Consider the following 1,611-nt stretch of genomic DNA (forward strand, 5'->3'; position numbering starts at 1 on the left):
GGGATCATCGCCGTGGCCACCGACACCATCTGGCGCGGCGACACGTCGATGTAGTCGACTTCCTCGGCACGGGCCAGCTCGGTCTCGCCGCCCTTGGTGCGGACGAGGACCCGGGACTCGGCGAACGTGCCGTCGGGGTTGAGCACGGTGTTGGCCTGCGCCTTGACGAATCGGTCTTCCTCGTCGGCGGTCAGGTAGTCGATCTGGTCGGTGACCTTGCCGTCGACGACCTTGCGGTAGGGCGTCTCCACGAAGCCGAAGGCGTTGATGCGACCGTAGGAGGCCAGCGACCCGATCAGGCCGATGTTGGGACCTTCAGGGGTCTCGATCGGGCACATCCGGCCGTAGTGGGACGGGTGCACGTCACGGACCTCGAAGCCGGCCCGCTCACGCGACAGACCACCGGGGCCCAGCGCGGACAGACGCCGCTTGTGCGTCAGCCCGGCCAGCGGGTTGGTCTGGTCCATGAACTGCGACAGCTGGGAGGTGCCGAAGAACTCCTTGATGGACGCGACGACCGGGCGGATGTTGATCAGGGTCTGCGGCGTGATCGCCTCGACGTCCTGAGTCGTCATCCGCTCGCGCACGACGCGCTCCATGCGGGCCAGGCCCAGGCGCACCTGGTTCTGGATGAGCTCGCCGACGCTGCGCAGTCGGCGGTTGCCGAAGTGGTCGATGTCGTCGACCTCGACGACGGTCTCCCCCATCGTGTCCTCGCCGGCGTGCAACCTGACCAGATAGTCGACCGTGGCGACGATGTCGTCCTCGGTCAGCGTGTTCCGGGTGATCTCGGCGTCGACCCCGAGCTTCTTGTTGATCTTGTAGCGGCCCACCTTGGCCAGGTCGTACCGCTTGGGGTTGAAGTAGAGGTTCTCCAGCAGGGTCTGCGCCGACTCCTTGGTCGGCGGCTCACCCGGCCGCAGCTTGCGGTAGATGTCGAGCAGGGCGTCATCCTGGCCGGCCGTGTGGTCCTTCTCCAGGGTGGCCCGCATCGACTCGTACCGGCCGAAACGCTCGAGGATCTTCTCGCTGGTCCACCCCAGTGCCTTGAGAAGCACGGTGACGGCCTGCTTGCGCTTGCGGTCGATGCGCACACCGACGCTGTCGCGCTTGTCGATCTCGAACTCCAGCCAGGCACCCCGGGACGGGATGACCTTGCAGCCGTAGAGATCCTTGTCCGACGTCTTGTCGACGTTGCGTTCGAAATAGACGCCGGGCGAACGGACAAGCTGGGAGACCACGACACGCTCGGTGCCGTTGATGATGAAGGTGCCCTTCGGCGTCATGAGCGGGAAGTCGCCCATGAACACCGTCTGGCTCTTGATCTCACCGGTGGTGTTATTGATGAACTCCGCCGTCACGAACATCGGGGCGGAGAAGGTCATGTCCTTGTCTTTGCACTCGTCTACGGAGTACTTCGGCGGCTCGAACCGGTGGTCGCGGAACGACAAGGACATGGTCCCCGAGAAGTCCTCGATCGGACTGATCTCTTCGAAGATCTCTTCGAGACCCGACTGGGTCGGGACGTCCCTGCGCCCGGCCTGGCGAGCCGCCTCTACCCGGGCCTTCCACTTCTCGTTGCCGAGCAGCCAATCGAACGACTCGGTCTGC

Annotated in this window: 1 pseudogene; it reads right to left on the reverse strand. The window is 65.0% G+C overall.

The annotated features are described in order from the left end of the window. Positions 1 to 1,611 (reverse strand): annotated as a pseudogene (locus tag GUY59_RS46980) (DNA-directed RNA polymerase subunit beta); the annotation flags it as partial.

The organism is Nonomuraea sp. K271, from assembly GCF_009908215.1.
In the GTDB taxonomy this organism is placed as follows: Bacteria; Actinomycetota; Actinomycetes; order Streptosporangiales; family Streptosporangiaceae; genus Nonomuraea; species Nonomuraea longispora.